Consider the following 24,193-nt stretch of genomic DNA (forward strand, 5'->3'; position numbering starts at 1 on the left):
CCTGGGTAAATGGTAGTCTTTTTCTGTTTTTGCTATTCTATTATTTGTATCTAACGTATTAAGGTTAATCATGAAACAAGATATTCACGGTCATACAGTACTAAACCTCTTATTGAGTGCGGAAAAACCGCTTTCTCGTTTGCAGTTAGAGGGGATGATTGAAAGTGAGTTTGGTAGTGAGGTGTGTTTTCATACGTGCAGTCAGCAAGGACTAACATTAACTGAGTTGCTTGATTTTCTTTTATCTAAAAAGAAAGTTGTAGAGTTGGATTCTGGGTTAACGGCAAATCCAGAACGTATCTGTAATCATTAGTGTATAATACCAATCTACATAAGTATTTGATCATTCTTGCTTGTTAAAATCGATTATATCTGCGTTATAAATTTTGTAATTAGATCCACTAGTTACTGTAATTTATGCCTTGTTCTAATCGATTTTTCCTACGCAATTATCTGAACAAAGACTTATCCAGAATGGTATAAAAACAAATGTATATTGATAAAAAAAGGTCGCATATAAATGCGACCTTTTTTATAAGTAAATAGCGTCTCTAGATATGAGTAAAATAGCTTGTAATGCCATCTAAGAACATTTGTACTGAAATCATCAGTAATAGCATTCCCATTAGTCTTTCAATGGCAGCTAGGCCTTTTTCGCCGACGATACGTTGGAATAGCTCTGAGAACATTAAAATAACGGTAGTTAAGGACCAAGCGCCTAATAATGCCAAGCTCCAATCAAGCATTCGATCAGGTTCTTGATGAGCAAGTAATAATAATGTGGCTAGAATTGATGGCCCTGCAATCATAGGAATGGCTAATGGCACAATTAGTGGTTCATCCCCCGCCCCTAAGCTAGCGCCTAACCCTCCCTCTGGTGGAAAGATCATTTTTAAACCGATTAAGAATAAAATAATCGCTCCAGAGATAGATACTGCTTCTTTTTTTAAGCTTAGAAAATTTAAGATCTGCTCTCCCATGTAGAGAAAAGACATCATGATCGCAAGAGCAATAAGAAGCTCTCGAATTAAAATAATACGTCTTCTTTTCTTTTCTACGTGTTTAAGAATAGAGGTAAAGACAGGTAAGTTACCCATTGGATCCATGATCAGAAAAAGCATGACGGCTGCGGAAAGAGTTTCCATAAATGAGTACCAAAATTTAAATCATAAAAAGTAGGGTAAGATCATAACATATATATTTATTTGAGATGGGGGAGAAGCGTGACATTAATGCGTAAAAAAGGAGCAACATGTGCTCCTTTAATGAATGATAAATTATTTATCCATCATGTGTTTTTTTCTGATATCCAGTAAGGCAAAAACACCAAAGATAAGAATGGACCACTTCTCCCATCGACTCATTGATATTTTATCCCCAAATGCGCCAATGAAAATTAGCATTTGTAATCCGTGCATTATAAATAAAAACGCAGTCAGAATATAAAGCGCAATCGCTCCAGTTCCTGGAAAGGGCATAAATAAGTTAAGTAATAGCATTAGCCAAACAAACCCAATAGCGATTTTGGCTAGAATGATCAATCCTTTCATCTATTCTTCTCTCTCATACAATTTAAAGGTAACTTGCCCTGCGGTTTTATCACGATGTAAATGCCAATGAGCAGGAACCGGCAAGGCACTGAGTTCTTTTTCTGCTTCAATATATATCATGGCGTTTTTCGCTAACCATCCATTATTTTCTAATTTTGTTAACGTTGTTTCTAATAAATCTTTTCTAAAAGGAGGATCGATAAAAACCACATCAAAGGGGGTTGCCGTTTTATCTAAAAAAGTGAGAGCATCGGTATGATGAATCTCGATATTATCGGCTTTCAAACTTTCCGCGTTTTGTTTTAATTGGGAGTAAGCTTGTTTATTTAGTTCAAGCATGACGACAGCTTCTGCACCACGAGAAGCCGCTTCAAAGCCTAAACCGCCACTGCCAGAAAATAGGTCTAAACAACGAGCGCGAGGAATATCTGGCGCTAACCAATTAAAAACCGTCTCTTTTATTCGGTCTGTTGTTGGTCTTAATCCTTCAGCATCATGCACAGGAAGTTTGCGTCCACGCCAGCGTCCGCTGATAATACGAATGCTTCCAGAGCGACCATTTGTGCCAGAAGTGCGAGATGAGTGTTGTTTACGTTTAAGCATAGATATTGTGACCGCTCAGAAAGTGATAGTATACGAGAAAATTGTACCAATTTAATTCTAGGATTTCCCAATGACAGGCAAAAAGAAACGCGGATTATTGTCTTGGTTAGGTTTTGGTGATGAAGAAAAAGCCGAACAACCAACAGTAGAGCAACAATCAGCAGAAGAAGGCACTGATACTTTATCTCAAACACCGTCTCAAGAAGACAGTATTGTTGAGAGTGTAGTGGAAGACGCACAACTTGAACAGTCTAAAGAGACTGAAGCGCTTTCAGTTGAAGAAAATAAAGAAGAAAATAAAGCTTCAGTTGAAGAAAGCGAAAAGAGTGCAACAGAGTCACTAATTACAGAAATGGAGCTGGTAAATCCAGAGCCTGCAGTTGAAGTGACCGTGGAGGAAGTTCAAGAAAAACCAACAGAAAGTTTCTTTGCTCGTTTAAAGCGTAGCTTACAACGTACAAAAGAGAATATTGGTGCGGGTTTCTTTGGGTTATTCAGCGGTAAAAAAATAGATGAAGAGCTGTTTGAAGAGTTAGAAGAACAGCTACTGATTGCTGATGTAGGAATGGATACAACAGTTAAGATCATTGACAGTTTAACTGAGAAAGCCAGTAAGCGAGACCTGAAAGATGGTGAAGCGCTATATGGCTTATTAAAAGAAGAAATGTCAGAAATTCTAGCGAAAGTGGAACAACCGTTAGAAATTAATGAGAAAAATATGCCACACGTTATTTTAATGGTGGGTGTAAATGGTGTTGGTAAAACAACGACCATTGGTAAGTTAGCAAAACAGTTCCAAAGTGAAGGTAAGTCAGTGATTTTAGCCGCTGGTGATACGTTCCGTGCTGCGGCGGTTGAACAACTTCAAGTATGGGGCCAACGTAACGATGTGCCTGTAATCGCACAACACACTGGAGCGGATAGTGCGTCAGTGATTTATGATGCGATTGAAGCAGCAAAAGCACGTAAGGTGGATGTGGTGATTGCTGATACTGCAGGCCGTCTCCAAAATAAGAGCAATTTAATGGAAGAATTGCGTAAAATTGTGAGAGTAATGCAGAAGATAGACCCAACGGCACCACATGAAGTGATGTTAACGCTTGATGCCGGTACTGGACAAAATGCCATTAGCCAAGCAAAACTATTCAGTGATGTTGCTCCAGTAACGGGGATTACATTGACGAAATTAGATGGCACAGCAAAAGGTGGGGTTATCTTCTCTATTGCCGACCAATTTCAAATTCCAATTCGTTATATCGGTGTTGGTGAAGGAATTGATGATTTACGTCCATTTGTGGCGCAAGATTTTATTGATGCATTATTTAGTCGTGAGGAATAACGCGTGATTCGATTTCAGCAAGTGTCGAAAGCCTACCGTGGCGGTCGTCCAGCATTACAAAAAGTAAACTTTCATCTTAATCGAGGTGAAATGGCTTTTTTAAGTGGTCATTCTGGTGCGGGTAAAAGTACCTTGCTGAAATTGATCTGTGCTATTGAGCGTCCAAGTGATGGCAAAATTTTATTTAATGGCCATGACATTACTAAAATTTCAAATCAAGACATTCCTTTTTTACGTCGTAATATTGGTATTGTATTCCAAGACCATAAATTATTGATGAATAGAACGATCTTTGACAACGTAGCATTACCAATGCGCGTGGAGTCAGTGCGTGAAAATGACATTAAACGCCGAGTTTCTGCAGCGTTGGATAAAACAGGCCTGTTAGATAAAGCCAAAAGTTACCCGATGCAATTGTCGGGTGGTGAGCAGCAACGCGTAGGTATCGCTAGAGCCGTGGTAAATAAACCAATGCTACTTTTGGCCGATGAGCCAACAGGTAATTTAGATCCTCAGTTGTCTCGTCAAGTATTTAACTTGTTTGCAGAGTTTAACCGTGTTGGTGTCAGCGTATTAATGGCATCTCACGATTTATCTCTTATTGGTGGTAATAAATATCGTCGCTTCGATTTACATCAAGGTTGTTTGCGTGAGGTAGCAGATCATGGCTAAACATAAACCTAAAAACACCCAAGGAGCATCTAATGATGGTTTTTGGGCGACACATAAAAAACAAGCTAAACTTTCTTTTCAAGAGTTATTACGTCGCCCTTTAGGTAATTTATTAACGCTTGCTGTGATAGCAATGTCATTGACGTTACCATCCAGCATGTATTTAGTCGGTAAAAACTTAACGATAGTCGCTTCTAAATGGCAAGCGCCTTCACAAATCAGTTTGTACCTACAACAAGAAGTTGCTGAGTCTAAAGTTCAAGATTTAAAAAGTGAACTTGAAGGCTGGAAAGAAGTTGAGGCGGTTAACTATATCTCTCCACAAGAGGGATTAAAAGAACTCAGTGAGCAATCTGGCTTCGAGCAAGCACTTACTTTACTTGATAGCAATCCGCTTCCTGCAGTGTTAATTGTCTCTCCTAAGAGTGATTGGCAAGATAAGGATAAAGTAAATCAATTGGTGAATCGCCTTAAGCAACAGTCGTATGTGAATGAAGTACGTTTAGATGATGATTGGCTAGTTCGATTAGAGGCGATTAAGCATGTCGCTGTAGTCGTTGCAACAACACTCGCTATCCTTATGTTTGTCGCTGTTTTCTTGATTGTGGGTAATACGCTACGTTTTAATGTGCTAGAGCAGAAAGATGAAATCCAAGTAATGAAATTGGTTGGTGCTACCAATACTTTTATCTTACGTCCATATTTATATACGGGTATGTGGTTTGGATTATTGGGTGGATTTATTGCTTGGTTATTTACTGCCATCATTACCGTTACGCTGAATGGGGCCGTAGATAATGTTGCGGTATTATATGAAAGTGTATTTAGATTAGTTGGACTGACATGGGATGAAAGTTTGTTATTACTGATGTTATCGTCCTTTTTAGGTTTATTTGCTGCGCGTATTTCAGTATTACGTCATTTAAAAGAAATTGAGCCGGTATAGCGTTTATATGCAGAAATAGCCTAGAACGATCATTTATCTGATCACGATCTTACGAAACCGTTAATTCTTTGAATTAGCGGTTTTTTTGTGTTTTTTTTGTTAAAAAGTGAACTTAGTTAACAGAAGTGAGTCCATAAAGTGTGGATAATTCTCCGCCTTTCACTTGCAGTCTGCTTATTTTAAGTACATTATTGCAAGGTTAAGTTAAGTAATACCAAGAAATAAATGGGGATTTGAATGTCGAAAGAGATGTATTCAATGGCAGCCGTTTCACAAGATAGCATTGATAGTTATCTGCGTTCTGTTAATAGTTATCCGATGCTAACAGTGACAGAAGAGCGTGAACTGGCCGAGCGTTTACACTACAAAGAAGAAATAGAAGCAGCGAAAGAGCTTATTTTATCTCATCTTCGTTTCGTCGTGCATGTTGCTCGTGGTTATTCTGGTTATGGCTTGCCTTTAGCGGATCTTATCCAAGAAGGTAATGTCGGTCTTATGAAAGCAGTAAAACGTTTCAACCCTGAAGTGGGTGTTCGTTTGGTTTCCTTTGCAGTGCATTGGATTAAAGCTGAAATTCATGAATACGTACTAAGAAACTGGCGTATTGTGAAAGTAGCAACGACTAAAGCGCAGCGTAAACTGTTTTTTAACTTAAGAAAGAATAAAAAACGCCTTGGCTGGTTTAATAACGGTGAAGTTGAAGCGGTTGCAAAAGATCTTGGAGTATCTCCTTCTGAAGTGAGAGAAATGGAGTCTCGACTTGCAGCGCAAGATTCAACGTTTGAGGCACCAGCAGAAGATGATGACCGTGATATGGCTTTCACGGCACCTGTTTATTACTTAGAAGATAAACAATCTGACGTGGCTTATTCTTTAGAAGAAGATAATTGGGAAGATTACACCAATAATCGTTTAGCAAATGCCATTGCAACATTAGACGATCGCAGTCAACATATCGTGCAATCTCGTTGGTTAGCTGATGAGAAAGTGACATTACAAGAATTGGCTGATACTTACCAAGTTTCTGCTGAACGTATCCGTCAACTTGAAAAAAATGCGATGAAAAAACTAAAAGACGCGGTTGGTGATGTTCTTTAGTTAATAAGCATAGAATAAGAATCAAATAGAAGGCTGATCTCTTTGGGGATCAGCCTTTTTTGTTTTTAATCCCTGTGAGTTTGAGCTGTTTTTATAGTTTAAGCTGATTATTTATCTTGTGTATAACTAGGGAGTTAGCTGTTTAGATCTTGCAATATGGTTTAGAAAGCGAGATAAAATAAAGGATTAAGATAAGAACTACTATCCACACATTAAAAAGGATCCTTACTACATGTAGTGGATCTATTTTATTTAAACCACTTTATCAACGCAATCCACAAGGTTTTCCACAGGTGAGCGAAAAGTGAGCAGCTTTTGTTTGGTCATAAAAATATGTGGATAATAACTTTGTGTATAAGTTGTTTTTATCCTTACGTACTCTGTGTTTTTCTTGTGGTTAATCAGAGGTACAATAAAGAAAAAATAGAGAGTGGAAGTCAAAATGGAACAGTTTCAACATATCTCAGTAGTCGATGCTCAACATAAACTACAAAATAAAGATCTTAATGCGGTGATCGTCGATATTCGAGATCCCCAATCTTTTTCCCGCTCGCACGTCGATGGCGCATTTCATTTAACTAATGACACAATTGTTGAGTTAATGAATACAGTGGATTTTGAACAACCAGTATTAGTGATGTGTTATCACGGACACAGCAGTCAAGGTGCTGCTCAATACTTACTAAACCAAGGTTATGATGAGGTTTATAGTGTTGATGGTGGTTTTGAAGGCTGGCATAAAGCAGGGTTACCTGTGGAGAAATAAAATTATATGCAGAGATTAATCGCATTATCCAATCCAAGAGCAGGGCAGGCGTTTATTGATTATATGGCATCAAGGCATATCGATATTCGTATGATGCCAGAAGGAGATGGTCAGTTTGCGTTATGGGTGGTATCTGATGATGCTTATCTACTGGAAGTTGAGTCGGAACTTCAGGCTTTTTTAAGTGATCCTAACAATACGAAATATCAGTCTGCCTCTTGGGATATGGCTGATACACGAACAGCAAAGTTTGCTTATGGTTCGCCAGATCTCATGAAGATGATTAAAGCAAAAGCGGGATTCTTTACTTTATTCATCATGGCGGTTTGTATTGTTATTTTTGCACTGCAGCAGCTAGGTTGGAATAATTCGATTTTTCAAGCGCTGCATTTTCCTGCAAGTCAGGAGCAAAGCATGGAAGTATGGCGCTGGTTTTCTCATGCATTACTGCATTTCTCTGCAATGCATATCATCTTTAATTTACTGTGGTGGTGGCAGTTGGGTGGAGACATTGAATTACGTTTGGGGCGAGCCAAGTTAGTTCAACTGTTTTTATTCTCCGCCTTATTTTCAGGATTAGGGCAGTATTGGATAGAAGGGGCAAACTTTGGTGGGTTATCAGGCGTAGTATACGCATTGCTAGGCTATTCTTGGTTTATTGGTTGGTTAGCTCCAGAGAGAGGGATTTCTGTCTCTAAACCGATTGTTGGCTTTATGTTGGCATGGATAATTCTAGGTTATGCTCAACCTTTTATGGCCATTGCGAATACGGCGCACCTTGCTGGCTTGGTTACTGGCTGTGTGATAGCCGCAATAGACAGTAAGCTGAAAAACGCATAGAAAGAAATAAAGAGAATAAAGAAATGAGCAAGACACTTGGTGCCTTGTTCATTTTTATTTTGATATAAAGATTACGATAGTATCGCTGTTACTGATAAATATATTTAGTAAACAGTAAATCTACCGCGAGCGTTTTTCCTGTCTCGGCCAGTAAAAGTTCATTGATTGCCGTTAAGCATTCTTTTCTAATTTCTTCCCTACCAGCCAATGATTTAATTCGTTGCTCTGGTTGTTGACCTAGAACCTCAACTAAGGCATTTCTAATTTGTGGATTGTGATGCTCTAAGTTAGGCAGTTCTCGATTGTCAGCCACTAGGATATCAACTCGGATCTGGATATAACCGAGCCTTTTCCCTTGGGTAACAAAGTTGGTTGTTAGGTCTGGTGCTAGTGTAAAGTAGCCCATTTGTGGGGCAACACCGTCTTCTGCAAAAGCTGCAGGGGCAAAAAGTTGGCTAATTATTAGCAGTAACCCTGCAAATAATGATTTCTTTGTCATTTTCTAATCCATTCGTCAGTCAATTTATTTTATTACTTGTTACAATAGTCGGCAGTTGTGAGAAAAAATTAACCGTTATCTCTCAATATAATCGATATATGTGAGAGATCTTATAGAGAATATGTCAGATATCAATTCTTGGTGTGCTTCTGTACTGAAAAAAGTGCAGTGGCAAGAAGCCGATAGCTTTAAGTGTCGTAACGAATGGCAGCAATATTGGTTGCTTGGGCTGGACTCATTATCTCGCCGTTTAGAGCAGCATTGCCAAGTGCTGTCTGTATCGGTTTTAGATAATACTCATATTAATCCGAGTTCATTAACCGAAGAAGAAACTAACCTTCTTAGCAAAGAGGTTTGTCTGCGAAGAAAGGTGATCTTAAAGGGCGATCAGACTTCCTGGGTGTATGGTCGCACGTTAATCCCATTATCATCGCTTCAAGACCAACCACACGACTTAACACGTCAAGGTCATGTACCATTAGGTATTACGGTCTTTAGCGCTAAGAGTGTCCATAGGGACAAGCTACAAGTCGCAAAAGTCATGACGGATAAAGGGGAGTTATTTGCTCGTCGTTCTCGTTTATGGATGAATGAAAAACCAATGTTGGTTGCAGAGTTGTTTTTACCAAATGCACCTATTTACTCAAAGGAAATGGAATCATGACCATGTCAAAAGCACAGGCGTTTTGGCAATTAACTCGAATGAATCGACCTATCGGTTCGTTGTTGCTTTTATGGCCAACATTGTGGGCACTGTTTTTAGCCGCGGATGGACTCCCTGATTGGCATGTTCTGGTTGTATTTGTACTCGGTGTTTTATTTATGCGTTCTGCGGGTTGTGTGATTAATGACTTTGCTGATCGTAAAGTCGATGGTCATGTAAAGCGTACCGCTAATCGTCCGTTACCTTCTGGACTTGTTTCTTCTAAAGAGGCACTTACGTTATTTGCTGTTTTGGTGGTGTGTTCATTTTTATTAGTGTTAACCATGAATACGTTAACGATCCTGCTATCAGGAATAGGGATAGTGCTTGCCATCGCTTACCCATTCATGAAACGTGTTACCTATTTACCTCAATTTGTACTAGGTTTAGCATTTAGCTGGGCTATCCCAATGGCGTATGCGGCAGAATCAAATCAAGTGCCACCTGAAGCGTGGTTGTTATTTGTGATTAACGCGCTATGGACAATTGCCTACGATACGCAATATGCAATGGTAGATAGAGATGATGATTTAAAGATTGGCATTAAATCAACGGCGATTTTGTTTGGTCGTTTCGATAAGCTCATCATAGGCCTACTGCAGTTAAGTGTACTGACGTTATTGATTATTCTTGGTTCTCAGTTAGCTCTTTCGAGTGTGTACTATTGGGGAGTGTTAGCTGCAGCAGGATTTTTTGTTTATCAGCAATGGTTGATTAAAGGTCGCGAAAGAGAAGCATGTTTTAAAGCCTTTTTAAATAATAATTATGTCGGTGGTTTAGTCTTTATTGCGATTAGCATGAGCGTGTTAATTTAAGTTTTCGACTTACTGATAAAAGAAAAGCCAGTATGATACTTTCAATAAGAAATCTCATACTGGCTTTTTTTGTATCTTAAAGAAAATTAATCTTCTTTGTTCATTACCGCTTGGATAGTGAGTTTTATCTCTGGTGTTAATAGTTTTGAGATGTCATGAGCAAAAGGCGTAACTTTTTCAAGTACTGCATTTCCATCGCTGTCTAAATAACCTTCGGTTTTTAAACTATTAAACAAGATACCAAAAACCCCTTTATCGAAGAACTCTGGGGCATTAATTCCATGCAGACGGCTTAAACGTTGAGCCATTATTTGGCTTTGCTCTTCTAATTCACTCTTATCTAATTCAGGCGATGCTTGTAAATGCGTAAGAGCAATTGCATAGCGTTGTAGTGTTTCTGAAATAGTATGAGCCAATAAGTGAAGTTTACGAATATTGGTTGGGTTAAGTTGTAAAAGCCCATTTTCGAGTACGATTAACTTTTGACGAATTAATTCATCAATATGTTGGTTAACCACATCGCTCAAACCTTCGTCGCCATAATGCAAAAATAACTCAGCTTTAAGGAATGGGTAGATCTTTTGAATCTGTTGTTGGATACCATCAACAGAAATTGAACGAGACTGCACAACTAATTTTGCAATTAATGATGGTAATGCAAATAGGTGAATAATGTTATTACGGTAGTACGTCATTAGAATTGACTGGTTTCTGTCTAATGAAACAATTTCACCGAGTGTGTCTTTTTCAATAACGAACTTATCAAGAGCAATCGCATGTTCTAACAGCTCTTCAGCACTTTCCATTGGTACGGTGGCAGTGCTTGAGTAAGGAATGTTTCGTAGCAGCTGTAAGTAACAATCTAACTGCTCAGTTAGATCTTCTTTACTTAATGCGCGCTGACGAGCTGCAAGTAATGCTGTTGCACATAGCGTTAATGCATTGGCAGCCGCCGCATCATTAATATGTGTCATCATCTTATTGGCAATGCCATTCACCACGGGAACCATCCACTCTGGTCTTTGTGGCTCAATCGGGTTAATTGATTCAGACCAATTTGGTGCGTGTTCATTTAAATAATGGTTTAGTGAAATAGGCTCACCAAAGTTGACGTATCCTTTACCGAAATTACGCAGTTTACGTAGCGTACGTAATACCTGTCCTGCATTTTCTTTTTCTTTACGCTTACCTTGCAGCTCTTTAGCGTAAGTGGTGACTTCCATTACGTGTTCATAGCCAATATAGACTGGCACAAGCGTTACTGGGCGGTTTAACCCTCGCAGCATAGCTTGAACGGTCATTGCTAACATTCCGGTTTTTGCTTCCAATAAACGGCCAGTACGTGAGCGTCCACCTTCACTGAAATACTCAACTGAATAACCTTTTGCAAAAAGTTCTGCTAAGTATTCACGGAAGATAGTTGAGTAAAGACGATTACCTTTAAAACTACGACGAATAAAGAAAGCTCCGCCACGACGGAAGATAGGACCCGCAGGGAAGAAATTTAAGTTAATGCCAGCTGCAATATGTGGTGGTACTAACCCTTCATGATAAAGCACATAGGAAAGCAACAAGTAATCCATGTGGCTACGGTGACAAGGAACGTACACAATTTCATGGCCTTCTTGTGCTAGCTTACGCACAGTAGACGCGTTATTAATGTTTAAACCTTGATATAAACGATTCCATAGCCATTTAAGAATACGGTTACCGTTTTTTATCAGTGAGTAAGAGAAGTTTGTTGCGATCTCTTCCATGATGTTCATGGCTTCTTTACGCACTTTTTCTATATCGACGTTACGCGTTTTAGCTTCTTCAAGAATGACCTTTTCAATCGCTTGTGATTTTAATAAACGATTAAATAGCGCTTGGCGATTAGGTAGGTTAGGACCAGAGGCCGCCAATTTTTGACGAGAGAAGTGAATCTTAGCCACTCGTGCCAGTTTATGAGCAATTGCTTCATCTGCACCGTGGTTATCTGCCATATAGCGTAAAGACACCACTGGGCTGATACGAACGGTTGAATCACGCCCTGATTTAATTAAGGTTACAAATTTTTGAGGGCCATTCAGAGGCATCAGATGAGGTTTACTCGTTCCTTCTTTTCCTGGTCTTCTTCCCCATAAAATAGAGGTTGGGATCAGTTGGAAGTCTGCGTCTTTGTTTTCTTCGTGATGCTTTAGAACTATTTTAAATAGATCTAGAGACTCTTGTGGTAGGTCGTCATCAGTATCGAACATTTTAGGTCCGATAGATGTGAACACGTAGCGTGGGTATTCCACATCATCAATTGTGATCGGAGAAAGAGGGTCTGGTAGCCCTAGTTCTAATGCACTTTTTTGTAATGTCAGTAAATCAACATGCGAGCGAAATGGCAGGGCATAGATGATTGGACGCTCAAGATCGATCTTAAGGTCTTCAATTGGGTTCGATGGAATCGAAGTACTCTTCACCATTACTGATAATGGCAATTTTAGCAAAGAGTGATAAATAGTGTGTCCTGTAGACATAATGACAATAACGCCTTAGTTATGTACCGATCGGTCGGTTTATATAGTTGCTTACAATTTCACGGCAAGAATAGCAGAACTGGTCAAACCTTTTAATAGAAATGAACAGATTATCCACAATAGTACGAGTAATATGACATAAAAGTCGTTAATTTTGCCGCCTTTTTAATCAATAGGTCTTTCAAAGCATAGCACAGCTGTATATACTCACAGTTAACTGTATAAACAGACAGGTGATTTATGAAGCCGCTAACGGCAAGACAGCAAGAAGTCTTTGAGTTAATCAAAGCAAAAATTGATGATACTGGCATGCCACCGACACGAGCAGAGATCGCTCGTGAGTTGGGATTTCGTTCAGCGAATGCGGCAGAAGAGCACTTAAAAGCCCTTGCTCGTAAACAGGTTATCGAGATTATTCCTGGCGCTTCTCGAGGTATTCGAATTCTTTTACAAGATGCAGAGAATGAAGAGCTTGGTGTTCCTTTAATTGGTCAAGTGGCAGCAGGAGAGCCAATTCTTGCTCAAGAGCATGTAGAGAGTCACTATCAGGTTGATCCTGGCATGTTTAAACCACAAGCTGATTTTCTATTGCGAGTGAATGGGGAGAGCATGAAAGACATCGGAATTATGGATGGCGATTTGCTAGCGGTTCATAAGACGCAAGATGTTCGTGATGGACAAGTGGTTGTCGCACGAGTGGATGATGACGTAACCGTTAAACGTTTAGAGCGTAAAGGGTCCATGGTTTTCCTTCATGCAGAAAATGAAGAATTTGCTCCAATTGAAGTAGATTTAACATCACAGAGTTTAAGTATTGAAGGTCTTGCTGTTGGTGTTATCCGCAGTACAACTTGGATGTAATACTTACGTATAATTACTATTCATTTAGATAATCTTAGGAATGAATATTATTAAATTGTCATTATCGCTTGTTTTTCTGAAATAGAACTTTACAAGTGGTAATGATAGTTATTATCATCTAGTTTCTTTCATAGGAGATGATAATGACACAGCTCGGCCATAAAATTCCTTCTCGCCTACTGCAACCTCTGTGGTTAAGAAGCCGTGAAAGTATGATCGATAACGGATTAATTTACGATCCTATTGCAGCTGCTGCATGTCGACATTGTCACCTCTCTTCTGACTGTCTCTCTGGAGATATCGATCAAAAGCAATTACTCCATGCCACTCTTACCGTTCAATGTGATCAATACGTTTCTCGATTTCTAAAATCTAATCCATCGGGGTGGGTGGTGAATGTCGGTGCTGGTCTAGATACGCGTTTTTATCGATTAGATAACGGTCGGTGTCATTGGCTGGAACTTGATATCAATGAAAATCTTCTCTGGCGACAAAAGCTGTTTCATACCAATGAGCGTTATTATTTGCGCTGCGGCTCTGCAACAGAAGAAAGCTGGGTAGATAACCTTCCCGTGCCACACGATGTACCAGTCATGATTGTCTGTGAGCATGCATTATTAGAATGTAATGAAAAACAGTTAGCGAAATTTGTCCAGTTATTGGGTCGTCGTTTTCATCATGCAGAGGCGTTGTTTGTGGTGGCGGGGGATCGCTGTAATACCATGATAGGCAAAAAGCTCGGCAGTATTGAATATCAACATGGTTTATATCAACCAAAGCAACATTTTACGGGGTGGCTACCGTGGATAGAAAAATTATCTGTGACATCGCCTCTTGAGCATGATTGTACACGATGGAAAGTATGGCAGCGCTGGTTGTCTAAATTTCCACTTTTTAAGCACAGAGTAACGCCATTGCTAATTCATATGAATTGGTGAATGTGTGAAACAAATTAAAGTAGCAAAGGTTTAGGTTCAAAAAGAAGTAAGTAATAATACGATTACTTTTCAATCTTGGTAGAGCTTATGCTACAGGCACTAAAAAACCTTTCTCTACACCGACAGGTATTAGCGTTAGCTATTCCTATGGTGCTTTCAAATATCACTATTCCGTTATTAGGGTTAATTGATGCTGCTGTCATTGGCCATCTCGAACACGCATGGTATTTAGGAGGGGTTGCAGTAGGCGGCACCATGATCAGCGTGACGTTTTGGTTGTTGGGTTTTTTACGCATGGCAACCACTGGTTTATCTGCACAGGCGTATGGCGCTGAAAATAAAATGTTACTGAGCCAAACATTTTCTCAGGGTATTTTTTTAGCGCTCTGTTTTTCTTTTATTCTTCTTCTTTTTCATCAACCTCTTTCTTACGCTATTTTTTCTTTTAGTGACGCAGCACCTGAAGTTAAGTTGTATGCCGAGCAGTATTTCTCTATCCGTATATGGAGTGCCCCGGCAGCGTTGAGTAATTTGGTTATCATGGGCTGGTTACTAGGAACGCAAAACGCTCGTTACCCTATGTGGCTTGTGATCATTACTAACGTTATAAATATCGTACTTGATTTATTATTTGTGGTTGGCTTTGATTGGAAAGTAGAGGGGGCTGCATTTGCCTCGGTCATTGCGGACTATTCGGCTTTGGTAATAGGCTTGTTCTTTGTCTTTAAGCAAAGTAAAAAATTAGCGTTACCTCGTTTCATTATGCCAATTGCAGATCTTCTTTCTGGTTTTAAGCGTTTATTTAAATTGAATCGAGATATTTTCTTACGCTCATTATGCCTACAAGCGTGCTTTACTTTTATGACGTTTCAAGGGGCATCGCTTGGTGTTGATATTGTGGCAGCTAATGCGGTATTGATGAGCTTTTTGATGATGATTTCATATGGTATGGACGGTTTTGCTTATGCAATGGAAGCCATGGTAGGAAAAGCCATCGGAGCGAAGAGTAAATCTCAGTTATCTGATTCTTTAATCGGCACGACTTTTTGGAGTTTCATTATTAGTTTGATACTTAGCTTAGCCTTTGGGCTTGGAGGTTATCAATTAATTTCAATGATTTCTTCTATTGGAACGGTACAACAAACGGCGCTTATTTACCTTCCTTGGCTTGTTGCTATGCCATTAGTGTCGATGTGGTGTTTCTTATTGGATGGGATTTTTGTTGGAGCAACTAAAGGTTCTGAGATGAGAAATTCCATGTTTATTGCGATGTTAACCTTTTTTACTATGTGGTGGTTAATGCAAGATTACGGTAACCATGCATTGTGGGCTGCGATGTTATCTTTTATGGCTATGCGTGGTATCAGCTTAGCAATTACCTTTTTTATACAATGGAGAAAAGCAATTTTCCTATGATAGGCCAAATAGTTTATTGTATTGATAGTTAAATAGAAAATGGGGTAAGTTAAGGCTTATCCCATTTTCGTTCTGTGCTGCTGATGATGGTTAGAAAAGTCTATTTAATCCATTAAGAGCAGCAACACGATAAGCTTCGGCCATTGTTGGATAGTTAAATGTTGTATTTACAAAGTACTCAATAGTATTGGCGTCGCCTTTTTGTTCCATAATGGCTTGGCCGATATGAATGATCTCAGCGGCACGCTCACCAAAGCAATGTATTCCTAATATTTCTTTAGTTTCACGATGGAAGAGAATTTTCAGACTGCCAATATCCATTCCTGCAATTTGAGCGCGAGCTAAATGTTTAAAAGACGCTCTCCCTACTTCGTATGGGACTTTTGCAGCAGTTAACTCTTGTTCCGTTTTACCAACTGAGCTAATTTCGGGAATGGTGTAAATACCTGTAGGGATATGATCAATCAGTTGTGCTTCTGCTTTGCCTTTTGTGATTGCTTGGGCAGTAAATCGGCCTTGGTCATAAGCGGCGCTTGCTAGGCTTGGATAGCCAATGACGTCACCAACCGCATAGATATGATCAACAATAGTTTGATAACTTCCATTTACTTTGAGTTGCCCACGAGAATCCGCTTCTAGCCCTACCGCTGATAAATTAAGTTTGTCCGTGTTCCCGGTTCTGCCATTAGCAAATAGAATGCAATCGGCTTTCATTTTTTTACCAGACTCAAGATGCATCACGATACCATCATCGTTAGCTTCAATGCTTTCAAAGCTTTCATCATTGCGAGTAACAATGCCACTGTTCCAGAAGTGATACGAAAGAGCATCAGACATTTCGTTATCTAAAAAGGAAAGTAAGCGGTCTCGAGTATTAACCAGGTCGACTTTGACTCCTAAACCTCGAAAGATAGAGGCATATTCACTGCCAATAACGCCTGCACCGTAAATAATAATATGTCTAGGATCATGCTGCAGAGATAAAATGGAATCACTGTCATAGACTCGGCTGTGGTTGAAGTTAACTCCTGCCGGGCGGTATGGGCGTGAACCCGTTGCGATAATGAATTTATCTGCGGTATAAGTTTCGATAGAGCCGTCTTTTGCGGTTACGGCGATGGTATTTTTTTCGACAAAACTGGCTTCACCGAAGATAAGTGAGCACTGATTGCGGTCGTAAAACCCTTGTCGCATTCTCGTCTGTTTATCAATAACACTTTTCGCATGGCCTAAAATATCCGAAAAAGTAGAGTGAAGACTGGTATTATTCTTACAATAAAGAGGGTTTGAATTAAATTCAAGAATACGGCTAACGGCATGACGCAGTGCTTTGGATGGTATGGTTCCCCAGTGAGTACAACCGCCACCAACACTTGGTTCTCTTTCAATAATAGCAACGTTTAGGTTTGCTTTTGTCAGCCCCATAGCGGCGCCTTCTCCCCCTGGGCCACTTCCAATTACAATGGCATCAAAATGGGTTGAATGTGTAGGGGTCGAGTTAGTCATTATTAGTGCCTTATTATTATCAATCTCGCAACATTGCTAGTGAACTATTTTAACCTTTTCATTCGTTTGGTAAATCAAGTGAGTAAGATAGAGTGGAGAGGATCACGTTGTTTATGGAAATAGACAGGTTTATGGATTTCATTATTTACATAGATAAATAGAAATCGATAATGTGAACTAGCGAAAAGTTTGTGATACCCATTAAATTAAATTGTGCAATATACGGTAAAATATATGTATCCTGAATTTGAAGCTGATGATCTCAATGTAGCATCAGAAGTGAAGCGACCAGTAACGGCAAAAGGTGTGAGAGCACAACAGAAAGAAAGAACTCGTCGAACCATTATCGATGCAGCTTTTTGTCTACTATGTGCTGAAAGAGGCTTTACGAGCTTAAGTTTACGTGAAGTAACAAGAGAAGCAGGAATAGCCCCAACGTCTTTCTATCGTCATTTTAAAGATATGGACGAATTAGGGCTCACCCTGGTTGATGAAGGTGGCTTGATTTTACGCCAACTAATGCGCCAAGCTCGTCAGCGAATTGTGGTTGAAGGAAGCGTGATCCGAACATCGGTTGATACGTTTATGGAGTTTATTGAAAGTAGCCCCAACGTATTTCGTTTGTTATTACGAGAACGCTCTGGAACTTCACCGGCCTTTCGTGCCGCAGTAGCAAGAGAGATCCAACATTTTGTCGCGGAACTAAGCGAATATTTAGTTGCCACAACAGGAGTGCCTCGTGAAGATGCATTAGTGCAGTCTGAGGCTTCAGTAACGTTAGTATTTAGCTCTGGTGCTGAGGCATTAGATCTGGATGCTGTGCATAGAAAAGAATTATCAGAAAGGTTGATTTTTCAGTTACGAATGCTTTCTAAAGGCGCCTATTGGTATCGTAAAGAAAATGATCAATAGAATACAGTTACATTGATCGCAGTGAATCAATGTTTATAAGAGGTAATAAAGCATGACAAATGAAAATAGTAGAAATGAACGAAAAACATTAGTGCTATCAGTGATAACTGGTCTTTCTCTGAATGCTGTTTGGGTTGGATTTACAGTAACAGAAGTGGCTTTTTCAATTTTTCCAATCATAGCATTGGTTTTAGCTGCTCAAGGCTTGTACCAAGAATACTTACGTCAACCTGAAAGTGAAGATACTTCGTTGATTGCTGTCGCTTGTTTCTTTGTCGGTTTATTTGGTCATTCTGCTTTTGTGAAGGCGCAATACCCAGAAATGGGAGGTAACTTCTTCTCTATTCTTGTTGCATTAAGCTTATTACTTTGGATTGCGGTAAAAATGGGTTTTTTAAAAAAGAAAGATGAACCCGTAGATGCTTAATTAGTTAATAAAAGAAAAGGCTCAGAATGTAGTGTTCTGAGCCTTTTTTCTATTTATTATTTTCGTTCTAAGAAAACACCCGCTTCCATATGATGTGTATATGGGAATTGGTCAAATAGAGCAAAGCGAGTAATGTTATGTGTTTTGCCTAAAATTTCTAAGTTTTCTTTTAGTGTCTCAGGGTTGCAAGAGATATACATAATACGTTCATAACCCTGAACCATTTTACAAGTGCCTTCATCCATACCTGAGCGTGGTGGATCGACAAAAATGGTATTGCAGTTATAGCTTTTTAAATCTACGTTTTGATCTTTTAAGCGTCTAAATTCACGTTTACCTTCCATCGCATCGGTAAAGTCTTCTGCTGACATACGGATGATTTGAACATTATCAATATTGTTTGCTGCAATATTGTATTGTGCTGACTCTACTGAAGGTTTTGCTAATTCAGTCGCTAAAACGCGATCAAAGTTTTTAGCTAAAGCTAATGAGAAGTTACCATTACCGCAGTAAAGTTCTAATAAATCACCTTGGCTGTTTTGAGTACAGTCTACCGCCCACTCTAGCATTTTTTGTGCAACAACACCGTTTGGTTGGGTGAAGCTATTTTCAACCTGCTTGTAAGTTAAAATATCGTCGTTAACTTTTAGTTTTTCAATAACAAACTCTTGGTCCAGTACAATCTTCATTTTACGAGCACGACCAATAAGATTCAGATTAAAACCTTCATCATTTAAGCGTTGTTTTAGTGCTTTTGCTTCTTCTTTCCAAGCATCATCTAATTGGCGGTGATAAAGCATTGAAACTAAGATTTCACCGCTTAGAGTGGATAAAAAGTCTACTTGAAACATCTTATGACGCAAAATTTTGCTTTCTTTTACCGCTTCAGTCAGTAATGGCATTAAATCATTAATGATACGACTGGCTGGCAAAAAGTAATCGACACGGTATTTTTCTTTGGTTTCTTGGTTGAACATAACGTAATACATTTCGTCATCTTCATGCCAAACTCGAAACTCTGCTCGCATACGGTAGTTTTCAGCAGGAGAAGAAAAGACTTCCAATTCAGGAACGTCAAATTCAGAAAACATTGCAGACAGTGCTTCTGCTTTTTCATCTAATTGTACTTGATAATTTTCTGGGTTCATGACGGGTTGGGTCATTGTCTTGCCTCACGCTGCTCAAAATAAGAGCGCCGATTTTATGCGATAGAGATCTGTTGTCCAGTATTTGTGTGTGATTGATCGAAACTAATTGAGTAAAAGAGGGAATACTCATTAGCTAAGCCTAGACAAGTATAGCGTACGCCATTACTATTTCGGCCATGTTGGTGCGCTATTTTTATATTCGATAATAGCCTGAAAAGGGAATCTGGTGAGAATCCAGAACTGACGCGCAGCGGTAAGAGAGAACGAAGGTACACATATTAATCCACACTGTTATTTTTCTTTATCTGTAGGGAAGAGTAATGGGAAGTGAGTACTGTAGGTTAACTGCTCTCAAGTCCGAAGACCTGCCAGCAATATGCGATACATAAGGTATTGCTATATGGACTTAACGCGATTTTAGGAAACAACGGAAATGAAAAAAACTGCCCTTGCGACTGCAATAGTGTCGCTGCTTTCTCACGCCTATACTTCCCCTGTATTTGCTCAAAACACCACAACTGAAACTGATGAGACTATGGTTGTTACTGCCAATCGATTTGAGCAGTCAGCTAAAGATGTCATTGCGCCTGTTGAAGTGGTTACCAAAGAAGATATTGAAGCGATGCAAGCTAAATCTCTTGATGAAGTGCTACGTCGATTGCCTGGTATCCAAGTTGGAAAAAGCGGTGGTTATGGACAACAAACAAGCTTATTTGTTCGAGGAACGGAGTCGGATCATATTCTTATATTGATGAATGGTATTCGAATCGGTAGCGCGACTGCAGGCAATGCTGCGATTAATCTTATTTCATTGAATGGAGTAGAGAGAGTTGAGTATATTCGAGGACCAAGAACAGCGGTTTATGGTGCAGATGCTATTGGGGGGGTTATTAATATAATTACTTCGACAACCGAAGAATATACTTCTGTAACTGGTGGTCTTGGATCTAATAACTATAAGCAGCTTGGTGCAGTAACAAGTCGAAAGGTGAATGAAAACTTATATATCAAGGCAGCTGTAAGCCAAGAGAAAGAAGATGGTTTCTCTGTATCTAGTAACCCAACAGATTTAGATGATGATGGGTTTGAGAATACGAATATATCATTAGAAGCAATGTATCAGTTTTCGGAAGCTTTTCTAAGTAGAGTTAATTTTGATTATAGTGAGGGGAGTGTTGAATATGATCCTGCTAAGTCATACAAAGATTATAAAAATTATAATCTAGCTTTAAGTAATGAATATAAAACAAGTAAATGGCACTCGACTTTTGTTATAGCAACAAACCAAGATAATAATGATAATTTCTCGTATTACGATAATTATGACAAAGTGATTTTTGAAACTAAGCGAGATACTGTTTATTTAAATACTTTTTATTCGGTGACAGAAAAGATCATTTTTGGTGCAGGCCTAGATTGGTATAAAGATGACGTTTCAGATTCAACCGATGTGGTGAACTTTGATGAGACAACCAGAACTAATATGGCTGGTTTTATTACAGGACTTTACCAGGGAGATAAGCTCCAAGTAGAAGCTAGTCTTCGAAATGACGATAATCAGCGTTATGGAAATAATAGTACATGGCAATTTGGTGCAGGGTATGAAGTTATTGAGAATATTCGTTTAACTGCAAATTCAGGTACTGCATTTAAGGCTCCGACTTTTAATGATTTATACTCTCCTTTAGATTGTTCATATGGGACATGTTATTCAGGTAACCCTAATTTAAAACCGGAAGAATCAGAGAATTATGAAGTTGCTATCGAGGGGGCATATACTTTTGCATTTGTTAGAGTAGCAGCTTACCGCAATAATATTACAAATCTAATATCAGGAAGCATCAAAGAGAATGTGGGTAAAGCAACAATTGAAGGAATTGAATTATCTACAAGCTTTGAGACGGGGCCAATAAGTCACCAAGTCAGTTTTGATTGGATGGACCCTAAAAATGAAGATACTGGAGAAGTTTTAGCTAGACGAGCTAAAAGAAGTGGAAAGTGGAATAGCTCTTATATTGTTAACGATTTCTTATTTGATTTAAGTTACCTTTATCAAGATGAGCGTTTGAATTATTCAGGTGGTGATATGCTTGATTCGTATTCACTTTTTGATCTTGCAGGGACTTATTTTATAACTGACTCTTTTTCTGTAAGTGCTCGAATTGCTAATATGTTTAATGAAGAGTATGAAACTGCTGGTGGTTATAATACCCAAGAACGTAGTTATTACGGAACAGCAACATATAAATTCTAAACTATATATTCATCTAAACCGCCTGTAATCGGCGGTTTTTTTCTTTTCTGAGGTTTATATGAAAAAGAAAGTCATCATCAGTTGGTCATCAGGTAAAGACTCCACACTCACTCTTATTCGTCTACTTCAAAACCCTGATTATGAGGTTGTTGCTTTATATACAACCCATGTCGCAAATGAAGTACCTTTTCAAGTCACACCTATTTCTGTTGTCCAAATGCAGGCTGATCTAGCAGGTTTACCATTAATCGCTATTGAATTGCCGACCGTATTCCCAGCTAATAATGAATATCAAAGTTTAGTTGTAACTGGTTTAAAGGAATGTGGAATTGAGTTTGATGTAATAGCCTTTGGCGATATGTTTTGTAATGGCATTGTCGAATACCGTAAAAGCTATATAGAAGCCGCCGGTTGGGAGTGTGTTTTTCCATTGGTAGGACAATCAAGTCGTGAGCTAGCAGAAGAGATCATCAGCTGTGGAATTAAAACCATCCTTGTTACAACGGATGGAACTCAGTTAGATAATCAATTCTGTGGCCAAGAATACACAATGCAGCTACTTTCTGAGTTACCAGGGCAAGTTGATCCATGCGGAGAAGATGGGGAGTTTCATACGTTAGTAATTGAGGCACCTTGTTTTCGTGGCTCTATAGCGTTATCTGATATAAGAGTTGATGAACAAGAGCGATTTACTTATTTGCGATATCAGGCTTCTGTTTTACAAAAATAGCATTAACGGTATGATTAGGGCCTAATCTTCATATCGACTTAAAGAGTCTGTGGTTTCAGTTATGCCAAAACATATTTTGATTTTTGATTCAGGTATCGGCGGATTATCTGTATATAAAGAGATCCAATATCAATTACCTTTAGCAAAGTATATTTATGCTTTTGATAATGCTGCGTTTCCATATGGTGAACTTACTGAATCAGTGCTAATAGAAAGAACAACACATATTATTTCTCAGCTTTGTACGAAATTTGCCATAGATATAGTGGTGATCGCTTGTAATACCGCCAGCACTATTGTGCTACCAACACTTAGAGGTAAGTTAACCATTCCAGTGGTTGGTGTTGTTCCTGCTATAAAGCCTGCAGCTCTTGTATCAACTAAAATAGGGCTTCTTGCTACTCCGGCAACGGTTAAGCGAACTTATACGTATGAGTTAATTAAGTCATTTGCTCCGATTTCTGATGTTCAACTATTAGGTTCAACTAGATTGGTAGAAATGGCGGAAGAAAAGATGATTGGGGTGGATGTTGATCTCAAAGAGTTAAAAGATATTTTATCTCCTTGGCAAAATAAGGTAGATACGATTGTTCTTGGCTGTACTCATTTTCCATTTTTGAGAAATGAAATAAAAAAAGTACTTAATGGTAATGTGTTACTTATTGATTCAGGTGAAGCGATAGCAAGAAGAGTAAAGCAGTTACTAGGAGAACACGAAGAGGATAGGAGAGAGATGATAAAAGGAGAAGTTTATTGTAGTGCCCCAACAAAGAATGAAGAGGCACTAAATAAAACATTTCGAGAATTAGGGTTTAATTCTCTTCAATATTTGGATTACCCGAGGTTTTAGGATCATTAGCAATACGAACTTTTAGCGTACGCTGATCAAATTCGTTATTGTTTAAGTTTTCGATAACGTTATCCGCATCTTTACTTGCAACAACAACAAAACCAAAGCCTCTTCTTTTACCTGTTCGTTTGTCTTTCATCAGACGAACTGCAAATACGTCACCGAACTCAGCAAACAGATCTTTTACGTCTGACTCATTAGCACGATAAGGTAAATTACCAACATAAAGGGTAGTACTTGCTTGATCTGTATTCTGATCTTCATCAGAAGAAATCGTGGTACTTGATTTAGTTGGAGACTTATTAATAGTTAATAATGTAAAACCTGTAATTACTGCGCCAAAAGCGAAAGCAAAAGCCGGAGATACAGCGATTGGTAATAAAGAAATTGCACCTGCACCTAGTGCAGCAATAGCAATGATAATAATATTTGAATTAGTAGATTTCATGATAAGTAAGGTCTAGTAAATAAATGGAAAATGATGAATTAACAATAAAATCACATCGATACTACTTATATTATTTATCAATTGCCAATTAATTAAGTCATTGTTCATTTCTTGTAGGCCTTTTGTGTGAAAAAAAGTGATCTGTGTAGAAAATAATCACTTAGAAAGGAATTATTAAAAAGTACTTGCGTAAGTGTTCTACCTCCCTATAATGCGCATCCGTTCTCAAGGGAAAGCTGAAGTTAAGCATCTAGTGAGAATTTAGTTTTGAGTTGTTTAAAATTATTTTAAATAACGCTTGACTTAACTGTCTGGCTCGATATTATACGCAGCCTGAAACGACGAAGCGATAACGCTAAGTG

General features: G+C 38.8%; 25 protein-coding genes and 1 riboswitch. Of the genes, 17 read left to right on the forward strand and 8 right to left on the reverse strand.

The window, feature by feature from the left end:
• The first annotated feature begins 70 nt into the window (after positions 1-70).
• Positions 71-313 carry a YecH family metal-binding protein gene (locus PVK70_RS16755; RefSeq protein ID WP_130049230.1) on the forward strand — a complete coding sequence of 81 codons (243 nt, stop codon included), beginning with the start codon at positions 71-73 and terminating at the stop codon, positions 311-313.
• Positions 314-551: 238 nt separating this feature from the next.
• On the opposite strand, the gene PVK70_RS16760 is transcribed toward PVK70_RS16755, so the two are convergent.
• The 3 genes from PVK70_RS16760 to rsmD all read right to left on the reverse strand — a co-directional run bounded on the left by PVK70_RS16760 (position 552) and on the right by rsmD (position 2,153).
• A complete protein-coding gene (locus PVK70_RS16760; protein WP_130045692.1) occupies positions 552-1,145 on the reverse strand; it encodes a YhgN family NAAT transporter in 594 nt (197 codons plus the stop codon).
• A gap of 132 nt (positions 1,146-1,277) precedes the next feature.
• A complete protein-coding gene (locus tag PVK70_RS16765; protein ID WP_130049229.1) occupies positions 1,278-1,550 on the reverse strand; it encodes a DUF1145 domain-containing protein in 273 nt (90 codons plus the stop codon).
• The gene (rsmD, locus tag PVK70_RS16770) at positions 1,551-2,153 is read right to left on the reverse strand and encodes a 16S rRNA (guanine(966)-N(2))-methyltransferase RsmD (RefSeq protein ID WP_130045694.1); all 603 of its coding nucleotides are present in this window, start codon (positions 2,151-2,153) and stop codon (positions 1,551-1,553) included.
• 70 nt (positions 2,154-2,223) lie between these two features.
• Here rsmD and ftsY point away from each other — a divergent pair, with 70 nt between their 5' ends.
• The 6 genes from ftsY (at position 2,224) to glpG (ending at position 7,814) form a co-directional block, all read left to right on the forward strand.
• Entirely contained in the window at positions 2,224-3,492 is a 1,269-nt protein-coding gene (gene ftsY, locus PVK70_RS16775) for a signal recognition particle-docking protein FtsY (protein WP_130045695.1), read from the forward strand.
• A 3-nt stretch (positions 3,493-3,495) separates the two neighbouring features.
• A complete protein-coding gene (gene ftsE / locus PVK70_RS16780) occupies positions 3,496-4,164 on the forward strand; it encodes a cell division ATP-binding protein FtsE (RefSeq protein ID WP_130045696.1) in 669 nt (222 codons plus the stop codon).
• Positions 4,157-5,110, forward strand: coding sequence for a permease-like cell division protein FtsX (gene ftsX, locus PVK70_RS16785; protein WP_130049228.1), 954 nt, complete (start codon positions 4,157-4,159; stop codon positions 5,108-5,110). The genes ftsE and ftsX overlap by 8 nt, the downstream gene beginning before the upstream one ends.
• A gap of 237 nt (positions 5,111-5,347) precedes the next feature.
• Positions 5,348-6,208 carry an RNA polymerase sigma factor RpoH gene (gene rpoH / locus PVK70_RS16790; RefSeq protein ID WP_130049227.1) on the forward strand — a complete coding sequence of 287 codons (861 nt, stop codon included), beginning with the start codon at positions 5,348-5,350 and terminating at the stop codon, positions 6,206-6,208.
• 442 nt (positions 6,209-6,650) lie between these two features.
• Positions 6,651-6,974: a thiosulfate sulfurtransferase GlpE gene (gene glpE, locus PVK70_RS16795; protein ID WP_130045699.1), complete on the forward strand. Its 324-nt coding sequence runs from the start codon at positions 6,651-6,653 to the stop codon at positions 6,972-6,974.
• A gap of 6 nt (positions 6,975-6,980) precedes the next feature.
• Entirely contained in the window at positions 6,981-7,814 is an 834-nt protein-coding gene (glpG, locus tag PVK70_RS16800) for a rhomboid family intramembrane serine protease GlpG (protein WP_130049226.1), read from the forward strand.
• Positions 7,815-7,902: 88 nt separating this feature from the next.
• Here the strand turns inward: glpG and PVK70_RS16805 are convergent, their stop codons facing one another.
• A complete protein-coding gene (locus tag PVK70_RS16805) occupies positions 7,903-8,313 on the reverse strand; it encodes a flagellar basal body-associated protein FliL (RefSeq protein ID WP_130049225.1) in 411 nt (136 codons plus the stop codon).
• Positions 8,314-8,434: 121 nt separating this feature from the next.
• Here PVK70_RS16805 and PVK70_RS16810 point away from each other — a divergent pair, with 121 nt between their 5' ends.
• Positions 8,435-8,977 carry a chorismate lyase gene (locus PVK70_RS16810; protein ID WP_130049224.1) on the forward strand — a complete coding sequence of 181 codons (543 nt, stop codon included), beginning with the start codon at positions 8,435-8,437 and terminating at the stop codon, positions 8,975-8,977.
• Positions 8,974-9,831 (forward strand): 4-hydroxybenzoate octaprenyltransferase, encoded by an 858-nt coding sequence (gene ubiA, locus PVK70_RS16815; protein WP_130049223.1) that lies wholly within the window; start codon positions 8,974-8,976, stop codon positions 9,829-9,831. The genes PVK70_RS16810 and ubiA overlap by 4 nt, the downstream gene beginning before the upstream one ends.
• A gap of 86 nt (positions 9,832-9,917) precedes the next feature.
• On the opposite strand, the gene plsB is transcribed toward ubiA, so the two are convergent.
• The gene (gene plsB / locus PVK70_RS16820) at positions 9,918-12,341 is read right to left on the reverse strand and encodes a glycerol-3-phosphate 1-O-acyltransferase PlsB (protein ID WP_130049222.1); all 2,424 of its coding nucleotides are present in this window, start codon (positions 12,339-12,341) and stop codon (positions 9,918-9,920) included.
• Positions 12,342-12,581: 240 nt separating this feature from the next.
• On the opposite strand from plsB, the gene lexA reads away from it, so the two are divergent.
• The 3 genes from lexA (at position 12,582) to dinF (ending at position 15,556) form a co-directional block, all read left to right on the forward strand.
• Positions 12,582-13,202 (forward strand): transcriptional repressor LexA, encoded by a 621-nt coding sequence (gene lexA / locus PVK70_RS16825; protein WP_130045705.1) that lies wholly within the window; start codon positions 12,582-12,584, stop codon positions 13,200-13,202.
• Between the two features lie 143 nt (positions 13,203-13,345).
• On the forward strand, positions 13,346-14,140 hold the full coding sequence (locus PVK70_RS16830; protein WP_130049221.1) for a class I SAM-dependent methyltransferase: 795 nt from the start codon (positions 13,346-13,348) through the stop codon (positions 14,138-14,140).
• An 87-nt stretch (positions 14,141-14,227) separates the two neighbouring features.
• Positions 14,228-15,556, forward strand: coding sequence for an MATE family efflux transporter DinF (dinF, locus tag PVK70_RS16835; RefSeq protein ID WP_130049220.1), 1,329 nt, complete (start codon positions 14,228-14,230; stop codon positions 15,554-15,556).
• 90 nt (positions 15,557-15,646) lie between these two features.
• Here dinF and sthA read toward each other — a convergent pair whose 3' ends face one another.
• Entirely contained in the window at positions 15,647-17,062 is a 1,416-nt protein-coding gene (gene sthA / locus PVK70_RS16840; RefSeq protein WP_130049219.1) for a Si-specific NAD(P)(+) transhydrogenase, read from the reverse strand.
• 234 nt (positions 17,063-17,296) lie between these two features.
• Here sthA and fabR point away from each other — a divergent pair, with 234 nt between their 5' ends.
• The gene (gene fabR, locus PVK70_RS16845) at positions 17,297-17,974 is read left to right on the forward strand and encodes an HTH-type transcriptional repressor FabR (protein ID WP_130045708.1); all 678 of its coding nucleotides are present in this window, start codon (positions 17,297-17,299) and stop codon (positions 17,972-17,974) included.
• A gap of 52 nt (positions 17,975-18,026) precedes the next feature.
• Positions 18,027-18,401, forward strand: coding sequence for a YijD family membrane protein (locus tag PVK70_RS16850; RefSeq protein ID WP_130045709.1), 375 nt, complete (start codon positions 18,027-18,029; stop codon positions 18,399-18,401).
• Positions 18,402-18,457: 56 nt separating this feature from the next.
• Here the strand turns inward: PVK70_RS16850 and trmA are convergent, their stop codons facing one another.
• Positions 18,458-19,564 (reverse strand): tRNA (uridine(54)-C5)-methyltransferase TrmA, encoded by a 1,107-nt coding sequence (gene trmA, locus PVK70_RS16855; protein ID WP_130049218.1) that lies wholly within the window; start codon positions 19,562-19,564, stop codon positions 18,458-18,460.
• Between the two features lie 148 nt (positions 19,565-19,712).
• Positions 19,713-19,936, forward strand: a riboswitch (cobalamin riboswitch).
• 46 nt (positions 19,937-19,982) lie between these two features.
• Here trmA and PVK70_RS16860 point away from each other — a divergent pair.
• The 3 genes from PVK70_RS16860 (at position 19,983) to murI (ending at position 23,383) form a co-directional block, all read left to right on the forward strand.
• A complete protein-coding gene (locus PVK70_RS16860) occupies positions 19,983-21,803 on the forward strand; it encodes a TonB-dependent receptor domain-containing protein (RefSeq protein WP_130049217.1) in 1,821 nt (606 codons plus the stop codon).
• Between the two features lie 58 nt (positions 21,804-21,861).
• Positions 21,862-22,533: an ATPase gene (locus PVK70_RS16865; protein ID WP_130049216.1), complete on the forward strand. Its 672-nt coding sequence runs from the start codon at positions 21,862-21,864 to the stop codon at positions 22,531-22,533.
• A 61-nt stretch (positions 22,534-22,594) separates the two neighbouring features.
• Positions 22,595-23,383, forward strand: a complete 789-nt coding sequence (gene murI, locus PVK70_RS16870) for a glutamate racemase (protein ID WP_130049215.1) — start codon at positions 22,595-22,597, stop codon at positions 23,381-23,383.
• Here the strand turns inward: murI and PVK70_RS16875 are convergent.
• On the reverse strand, positions 23,346-23,831 hold the full coding sequence (locus tag PVK70_RS16875) for an RNA recognition motif domain-containing protein (RefSeq protein ID WP_130045714.1): 486 nt from the start codon (positions 23,829-23,831) through the stop codon (positions 23,346-23,348). The genes murI and PVK70_RS16875 overlap by 38 nt on opposite strands.
• Between the last annotated feature and the right edge of the window lie 362 nt (positions 23,832-24,193).

This window comes from Aliivibrio sp. A6 (assembly GCF_028765505.1).
GTDB classification, from domain to species: domain Bacteria; phylum Pseudomonadota; class Gammaproteobacteria; order Enterobacterales; family Vibrionaceae; genus Aliivibrio; species Aliivibrio finisterrensis_A.